Origin of the sequence: Sphingobium sp. PNB, assembly GCF_019873065.1 — a bacterium.
Classification (GTDB): Bacteria; Pseudomonadota; Alphaproteobacteria; order Sphingomonadales; family Sphingomonadaceae; genus Sphingobium; species Sphingobium fuliginis.
Genome location: NZ_JAINEZ010000063.1, coordinates 23,921 through 32,197, shown reverse-complemented (window position 1 = coordinate 32,197; position 8,277 = coordinate 23,921). Strand labels below are relative to the sequence as shown.

Sequence of the window (8,277 nt, the reverse complement as noted above, 5' to 3'; positions counted from 1 at the left end):
TTTTGCCATCCGGGGTGGGGCTCGCCCCACCCCGGATGAAATGCTACGCATCACCTCGGGTGTCGCGCTTCAAATGGAAACCGCCGCCGAAAGCTGGCCTTGGCCCATCCGGCACCCTATCATCCTCCCAATCCCACCCACTTGATCCAGAGTCCTGCATGTCATCCAACAGCAAGGCGAGTCCCGCCGACATCATGCCGCTCGCCAAAGTCATGGCACGGCTGCGCGATCCCGACACCGGTTGCCCCTGGGATGTCGAACAGGACTTCGCCAGCATCGCGCCCTATACGATCGAGGAAGCCTATGAAGTCGCCGACGCCATAGAGCGCGACGATATGGCGGCCCTGCGGGACGAACTTGGCGATCTGCTGCTGCAGGTCGCCTTCCATAGCCGCATGGCGGAGCAGGCCGGCCATTTCACATTGCAGGAGGTCATCGACGGCATCACGGAAAAGATGATCCGCCGTCATCCCCACGTCTTTGGCGAAGGAACCGGGCGCACGGATGGCCATGCCCAATGGGAAGCCATCAAGGCCGCCGAGCGCGCCGAGAAGGAACCCGATCCAAGCGCGCTGGCAGGTGTCGCCATTGCGCTGCCTGCCCTGCTCCGCGCCGAAAAGCTTCAGAAACGCGCAGCCCGCACGGGGTTCGACTGGCCCGACATCGGCGGCGTCATCGACAAGATCGAAGAAGAATTGGACGAGGTGCAGGCGGCGACTACCCAGGCCGAACGGGAGGAGGAAGTGGGCGACCTTCTCTTTGCCGTGGTCAACCTCGCCCGTCATCTGAAAGTCGATCCGGAAGTCGCCCTGCGCGCCGCCAATCGCAAGTTCGACAAGCGTTTCCGCATCATGGAGGGACTGGCCGGCGAGGATTTCCCCACGCTCCCGCTCGATGAGAAGGAAGGCCTGTGGCAACAGGCGAAGCGGCAGTTGCGACAGGCTTGATAGGCGAGATGGTCCTGGATAGGCCGGAACCCGGTTCCAGCATTTCGTCCAGTAAGGTTAATTTCCCCGGCGCTTGAGGAACCGCGCCAACGCGGAATCGGACAGCCGGACATCCACCAGCATATCCTCGCCCTCCGCCCTGCTGCCGATCACCTCGCCATGTTCGTGCAGCCACGCCATCCCCGCACCGTCCGCCAGCGGCACATGCAAGTGATGGACCTGCGCCCCGGCGGTCAACCGGGTGCTGATCGCGCGTTGAAGGTCATCGACACCCTCGCCGGTCAGGGCGGACAGGATCACCACATCGTTCCGCCGCGCCGCCGTCTCCCGCGCCAGCGTCGCCGCATCCTCGTCCAGCAGGTCCAGCTTGTTCCACGCTTCGATGATAGGCGGCGGTTCATCGCCCTCGCCCGCTTCCAGAGCCCCTTCCCCCGCGACGCCAAGCTCGCCCAGCACGTCCATGACGTCGTCGCGCTGGGCGTCGCTGTCGGGATGCGCTATGTCGCGGACGTGGACGATCAGATCGGCCGACAGCACTTCCTCCAACGTCGCGCGGAACGCCGCGATCAACTGCGTCGGCAGGTCCGAAACGAACCCGACGGTGTCGGAAAGAATGGCCTTGTCCAGCCCCGGCAAAGCGATCTGCCGCATCGTGGGATCGAGCGTCGCGAACAGCAAATCCTCCGCCATGACGTCAGCCCCGGTCAGCCGGTTGAACAGCGTGGACTTGCCCGCATTGGTATAGCCCACCAGCGCGATCACCGGCCAGGGGGCCCGCTGCCGCCGCGCCCGGTGCAGGCCGCGCGTCTTCGTCACCTGATCCAGCTCCCGCCTGATCTTCGCCATCCGGTCGCGGATCATCCGCCGGTCAGCCTCGATCTGCGTTTCGCCCGGACCGCCCAGGAAACCGAAGCCGCCGCGCTGCCGCTCAAGGTGGGTCCAGCTTCGCACCAGCCGCCCGGCCTGGTAATCCAGATGCGCCAGTTCGACCTGCAGGCGCCCCTCATTGGTCGCGGCGCGCTCACCGAATATCTCCAGGATCAGGCCGGTCCGGTCGATGACCTTGGTTTCGGTCGCCTTTTCCAGATTGCTCTGCTGCACGGGGCTGAGCGCATTGTCGACGATGACCAGTTCCGCCTCTTCGGCCCGCGCCAGCGTCGCGATCTGGTCCACCTGACCGCTGCCGAACAGGGTTGCGGGCTTGCGGTCGCGCACGCGGAAGGCCTGCGCCGCGCACACGTCGATGCCGATGGCAAGGGCAAGGCCCCTCGCCTCCTCCAGCCGCGCATCGCTGTCGCGACGTTCCGGACCATGGACATCGGCGCGCACGACAATGGCGCGCGCGCCGCGCGACACCTCGTCATCGGAATCTCGGTTGAAGACAGCCATGGTGGCTTAACGCTTCCGGCCCCCGCCGGCTTCATCGGAAACCGGGCGGGGACAAGAAAAAGCGTTCAATCCTCGCCCTCACCCTCGCCGGTGAGGTCCAGCGCGTGCAGCGGCTGCACGGTGGAAATCGCATGCTTGTAGACGAGCTGGACCATGCCGTCCCGCTCCAGCAGCATGCAGAAGAGGTCGAAGGCGGCGATTTCGCCCTGCAACATGACGCCGTTCACCAGGAACATCGTCACCGGGCTGCCGGACTTGCGCACCGCGCTCAGGAAGATTTCCTGGAGCAGCTTCGACTTGCCATTGCCGTCGCTGGCCTTCCGCAATTCGGTCAGATCCATGGATTGCGCGGGCATGACGGTCGAAATCGCATGCTTGTACACCAGCTGCGACTGCCCGTCCCGCCGCAGCAGCACGGAAAAATTGTCGAACCAGGTGATGATGCCCTGCAGCTTCACACCCTTGACCAGGAACATGGTCACGGGCGTCTTGCTCTTGCGCAGGCTGTTCAGGAAGATGTCTTGAAGGTTGTTCACTTTGTCGGCCATGGTCTTCACCAGTCCTTTATTGGCGGGACGTTACCCGCTCTCGCACCCTTAAGCAGAGTGTCTTGCCCGCCCCCGCCTGTCGGAAGCGAGGCAAGCCTACCGCAATTGCGAAGGGCCGTCCATGCCCTGTTTGGCTGAAGATCGTTCAGTTTACCTCAACCATCCTTGCCATCCGTAATTCCCAGCAGCTTCAACTTCCGGTGCAGGGCCGAACGTTCCATGCCGATGAAGGTGGCGGTACGGGAAATATTGCCCGAAAAGCGGCGGATCTGGATGCGCAGATATTCCCGCTCAAAGCTTTCCCGCGCCTCGCGGAGCGGCGCGCCCATGATCGCTGACTGCCCCATCCCCTCCGAACCGCCGTTGCTCGTCAGTTCGGCCGGCAGCATGTCCAGTTCGATCCGCCCGATCCGCTCGCCCGGCGCCAGGATCATCGTCCGCTCGATGACGTTGCGAAGCTGACGGACATTGCCCGGCCATTCATTGGCCTGCAAGGCGGCCATGGCGTCGCTGGCGATCTCCGGCGGCGGCACCCGGCGCTCCGCCGCGAAACGGGCGAGATAATGCTCGACCAGCGGTGGAATGTCATCCCGGCGCTCGGCCAGCGGCGGGATGATGAGGGGCACGACGTTGAGCCGATAGAAGAGGTCCTCGCGGAAACGCCGCTCCTCGATCTCCGTCGCCAGGTTGAGCGCGGTCGAGGAAATGACGCGGACATCCACCTTTACCTGCCGCTGCCCGCCGACGCGAGTGAAGCTCTGGTCCGTCAGCACGCGCAGGATCTTCGCCTGCGTCGTAAGCGGCATATCCGCGATTTCGTCGAGATAGAGCGTGCCGCCATGCGCCTGCTCCAGATAGCCCGGACGCACCAGCCCGCTCGGGTCCTCGACGCCGAACAGCTCTTCCTCGACACGATCCGGGTCCATCCGCGCGGCGGCGACGATGATGAAGGGCGCGTCCGCCCGCCCGCTCCAGCTATGCAGCATGCGCGCGGCGACTTCCTTGCCGACGCCCGCCGGCCCGGAAATCAGCACCCGGCTGCCCGTCCCCGCCACCTTCTTGATCGTGGCGCGAACGGCATTGATCGCCGCCGAAGTGCCGGTCAGTTCGTCATCCTGCCCGAAACGGGCGCGCAGCACCTGATTTTCGCGCCGCAGCCGCTCCGTCTCCGTCGCGCGGGACACCAGATGCAGCAGCCGGTCCGCCTCGAACGGCTTTTCGATGAAGTCCGCCGCTCCCTTCCGGATGGCGGCGACGGCGGTATCGATATTGCCATGGCCGGAGATCATGAGCACCGGAATGGTCGCATCCCGCCGCTTGATCTCGTCCAGCAGTTCCAGCCCGTCCAGCTTCGATCCCTGCAACCACACGTCCAGCAACACCAGCGAAGGCCGCCGGGCGTCCAGCGCCTCGATCGCGCTGTCGCTATTGGCGGCGGTGCGGGTGGTGAAGCCCTCATCCTCCAGGACGCCCGCGACCAGATCGCGAATGTCCTCCTCATCGTCGACTATCAGAATATCAAGCGCCATTGGCTGTCACTTTTCCAGTCGTTTTCCCATGGGGCAAGGCGATGACCTGCCCCTCTTCCAATTTCTCGAGCGCCGCCACCGGGAAGCGCAACGTCACGCGCGCGCCCCCGCCATCGGCGTCGTCGAAGCGGATTTCGCCCATATGCTCCTCGACAATCTTCTTCACGATGGCGAGGCCCAGGCCCGTGCCCTTGGTCCGGGTGGTCATATAAGGCTCCAATATGCGTTCGCGTTCCGGCGGCAGGCCGATGCCATTGTCCTGCACCGCGATCAGCAGGTTGCCGCCGTCATGCTCCACCGTCATGGACACCTGCCCGCGCCAATGGTCGCCATCCGCGGCGGGCTTGGGCTCGATCGCCTCGACGGCGTTCTTGACGATGTTGGTGAGCGCCTGGCCCAATTGCCGGCGGTCGCAGACCATTTCCGCATCGCCATCCATCGAATGATATTCGAACCGAATATCGGGATGGGCGACTTCGTGCAGGAACAGCGCGTGGCGGGCAATGTCGTCTATCCGCTCGCGCCGGAACACCGGCTTGGGCATGCGCGCGAAGGAGGAGAATTCGTCGACGATCCGCCGCAGGTCGCCCACCTGCCGCACGATGGTGCCCGTCAGGCGCGTAAAGGTGGCCTTGTCGCTCGTCACCTCCTCGGCGTAGCGACGTTGCAGCCGTTCGGCGGCAAGCTGGATCGGGGTCAGCGGGTTCTTGATCTCATGCGCGATCCGCCGCGCCACGTCGGACCATGCCGCCCGCCGCTGGTCGGAAAGCTGCTGCGTGATGTCGTCGAAGGTCAGGATGTGGCGCGACGCATCCTCCGAAACCTTGACCGCCAGCGTCCGCACGTCGCCATGGGCGCGGATCTGGACGATGCCCGCATCCTCCTCCGAAGCGATCAGCGCCGCCAGCTCGGGCGACACTTCGGTCAGCGGACAGCCCACCGGATCGTCCCCCTCCCGCACCAATATGGCGGCCGCCGAACTGTTGAGCAGCAGGATGATGCCGTCGCGGTCCACCGACAGCACGCCGGCCGACACGCCCGACAGGATCGCCTCGATGAAGGCGCGGCGTTCATCGAGCTGGCTGTTCGCCGCGACCAGCGCGCCGGTCTGCGCTTCCAGCCTCTGCGTCATCCGGTTGAACGCGGCGGCCAATGTGCCGATCTCATCCCGCGCCTGGGGGCTGGTCACGCGCGCCGACAGGTCGCCCGCCGTGATCCGCCGGGCAGCCATGACCAGTTCGTTCACGGGCCGCACCATCCAGTCGGCGACCTTCAGCGCGATATAGACCGCCACGCCCACCAGCAGCAGCGATCCCACGAACAGCAATATGTTGAAGCGCAACTGCAAGGCGCGGGACTGCGCGGCGAAAATGTCGTAATCCGACAACACCTTCTGCGCCCGCTCGACATTGCTGAACGCCGTCGAACCGGAATCGCGGGTAGCGTAGAGATAGATTTTCGCGTTGGGATAGAGCAGCGTCACCGCCTCGATCTGGTTGGGCTTGGCGGCGACCACCACATCCTCGCCGGCTTCCAGCCGCTTCACCACGTCGGGCGTCAGCATCTCCGACGCCGGCCGGCTTTCCGGATCGACCGTCGCCGCCGTGCGCGCCACGCCGTCCTTGCCGATCTCGATGATCGCGGAACGGTTCAGCTTCCGCGTGACGACCTGATAGATATAACCTTCGGCAAAGCGCGGGCTGGAGACTTTCGACTGGCTCAGATAATCGCGCAGGTCGCTCGCCATGGTGACGGTTTCGTCACGCACGTCGCGCAGGTTCTGCTCATAATAGCCCCGCGCCAGGTCGCTCGCATTTTGCAGCATGCCCCGTGCGCTGTCGGAAAACCAGAACTGCACGCCATATTGGAACAGCAGGGAGGCGAAGATCACCACCAGCAGCATGGGCACGCTGGCGACGATGGAGAATATCGCCACCAGACGGACGTGCAACTGCCCGTCGCTCCCTATGGCGGACTGAGCCGCGCGCCGCTTCGCCACCCGCCGTCCCAGCAGCACCAGCAGCGCAATCGCCGGCACCAGATTGGCGACCAGCAGCAACGCCACGATGGGCGGGGTCAGCAATGTGTAGGATTGCCCCTGCCCCGTCAGCAGGAAATAGGTGATGCCCGCCATGCCCAGGAACAGAACAAGCGTCACCGCCTCCACCACCGCGGCAAGGCGGCGGCGCAGGAAAAGGGGGAAATGCCTTTTCCATGCCCGGCCCCGCGCCGGCAGAGTCACTGCGCCTTCCATAGTGGCTTGGTTACAACATTAATGTGCCCGATCAAACACAGTAATTGATGGGCATGGCGCTTCCGGTCGAAAAGCGCGGTCGGTTCGTCGCCGCCGCCCGGAACGGTCGATCCGAACGCATCGGCTTGACCGATCCTCCCCGCCGAATATTCTAATCGCCGATCCGAAGCTGCAAGGGATCGAGCCCATAGTCGGTCAGCTTCTTGCGCAGCGTGTTGCGGTTGATGCCCAACAGTCCCGCGGCGCGTATCTGGTTTCCGTCGACGCTGGCCAGCGTCTCCTGGAACAGGATCGGCTCCACCACGGCCAGCAGGTCGTCATGCAGGCTGCGGTTCGGCTGGGTCAGGCCGATGCCCAGTTGCCGCTTCGCCCATTCCCGCACCGCCTGGCCCAGCAGGTCGCCGGGGGCGGCATAATCGGCGGGCACGGCTTCCAACGGCAGGCTGTTGCGCAGCATGTCGGCGGTGATCATGTTCTCACGGCTCAGAACCGCCAGCCGCTGCATCAGATTCTGCAGTTCGCGCACATTGCCGGGCCAGTGATAGGCCATCAGCAATTGCGCCGCATCGTCGGACAGCGACTTGCGCGGCAACCCCTCCTGCGCCGCGCGGTCGAGGAAATGCCGGGCGAGCAGGATCACGTCCTCCCGCCGCTCGCGCAACGCCGGAAGCGCGATGGGGACCACGTTCAACCGGTAATAGAGGTCCTGCCGGAAGCGGTTCTCCTCGATCAGCCTGGGCAGATCCTTGTTGGTGGCCGCGATGATGCGGACATTCACCTTGACCGATTTGGAGCCGCCGACGGTCGTGACCTCTCCGGACTGAAGGACGCGCAGCAGCCGCGTCTGCGCTTCCATCGGCATGTCCCCGATCTCGTCCAGGAACAGCGTGCCGCCCTGCGCCTGCTCGAACTTGCCTGCGGTGCGGGCATGGGCGCCGGTGAAGGCCCCTTTTTCATAACCAAACAGTTCCGCCTCGATCAGTTCGCGGGGGATGGCGGCCATGTTGATCGGCACGAACGGCTTGGTCCGCCTCTGTCCCAGGCTATGGATCGCCTCTGCCACCAGTTCCTTGCCGGTCCCGGATTCGCCCAGCACCAATATGCTGAGGTCGTTCGAAAGGACCCGGGCGATGGTCCGATACACCTCCTGCATCGCCGGGGAACGACCCACCAGCGGCAATCCGTCATGCGGCAGGCCGGCATCGGCCGCTTCCTCGTCCGCCCCCTTCCCCGATCCCAGCGCATCCGACACGGCCCGCGTCAGCTCATTGAGATCGAAGGGCTTGGGCAGATATTCGAACGCGCCTTTTTCGGTGGCGCGGATCGCCGTATTCAATGTGTTCTGCGCCGACAGGATGATGATGCTGAGCGCCGGGCGCCGTTCCAGAATCTCCGCGACCCCATCCAGCCCGTCGCCGTCCGGCAGCATGACGTCGGTGATCAGGACGTCCGGCGAAAAGCTTTCCAGCAGGGCGCTCCGCTCCCGGATCGATGCGGCCGTCTTGACCCTGTATCCCTGCCGCCGCAGCGCTTCCCCCACGACCACGCAGATCGCCGGATCGTCGTCCACCACCAAAATCGAGCCCGTCACCGCCATCATCTCGCCGCCA

At 64.8% G+C, this 8,277-nt stretch carries 6 protein-coding genes; 1 reads left to right on the top strand and 5 read right to left on the bottom strand.

The genetic code is table 11. The features are described 5' to 3' along the window. The first annotated feature begins 158 nt into the window (after positions 1 to 158). Positions 159 to 947: a nucleoside triphosphate pyrophosphohydrolase gene (gene mazG / locus K7W03_RS18920; RefSeq protein ID WP_222887056.1), complete on the top strand. Its 789-nt coding sequence runs from the start codon at positions 159 to 161 to the stop codon at positions 945 to 947. Between the two features lie 57 nt (positions 948 to 1,004). On the opposite strand, the gene hflX is transcribed toward mazG, so the two are convergent. The 5 genes from hflX to ntrC form a co-directional block, all read right to left on the bottom strand. Next, entirely contained in the window at positions 1,005 to 2,336 is a 1,332-nt protein-coding gene (gene hflX, locus K7W03_RS18915) for a GTPase HflX (protein ID WP_222887055.1), read from the bottom strand. 65 nt (positions 2,337 to 2,401) lie between these two features. Further along, the gene (gene hfq / locus K7W03_RS18910) at positions 2,402 to 2,884 is read right to left on the bottom strand and encodes an RNA chaperone Hfq (protein ID WP_025548924.1); all 483 of its coding nucleotides are present in this window, start codon (positions 2,882 to 2,884) and stop codon (positions 2,402 to 2,404) included. A 155-nt stretch (positions 2,885 to 3,039) separates the two neighbouring features. Next, positions 3,040 to 4,413 carry a sigma-54-dependent transcriptional regulator gene (locus tag K7W03_RS18905; protein WP_044662332.1) on the bottom strand — a complete coding sequence of 458 codons (1,374 nt, stop codon included), beginning with the start codon at positions 4,411 to 4,413 and terminating at the stop codon, positions 3,040 to 3,042. Then, positions 4,403 to 6,667 (bottom strand): HAMP domain-containing histidine kinase, encoded by a 2,265-nt coding sequence (locus tag K7W03_RS18900; protein ID WP_025548923.1) that lies wholly within the window; start codon positions 6,665 to 6,667, stop codon positions 4,403 to 4,405. The genes K7W03_RS18905 and K7W03_RS18900 overlap by 11 nt, the downstream gene beginning before the upstream one ends. A gap of 151 nt (positions 6,668 to 6,818) precedes the next feature. Continuing rightward, entirely contained in the window at positions 6,819 to 8,264 is a 1,446-nt protein-coding gene (gene ntrC / locus K7W03_RS18895) for a nitrogen regulation protein NR(I) (protein ID WP_044663153.1), read from the bottom strand. Positions 8,265 to 8,277 lie beyond the last annotated feature (13 nt).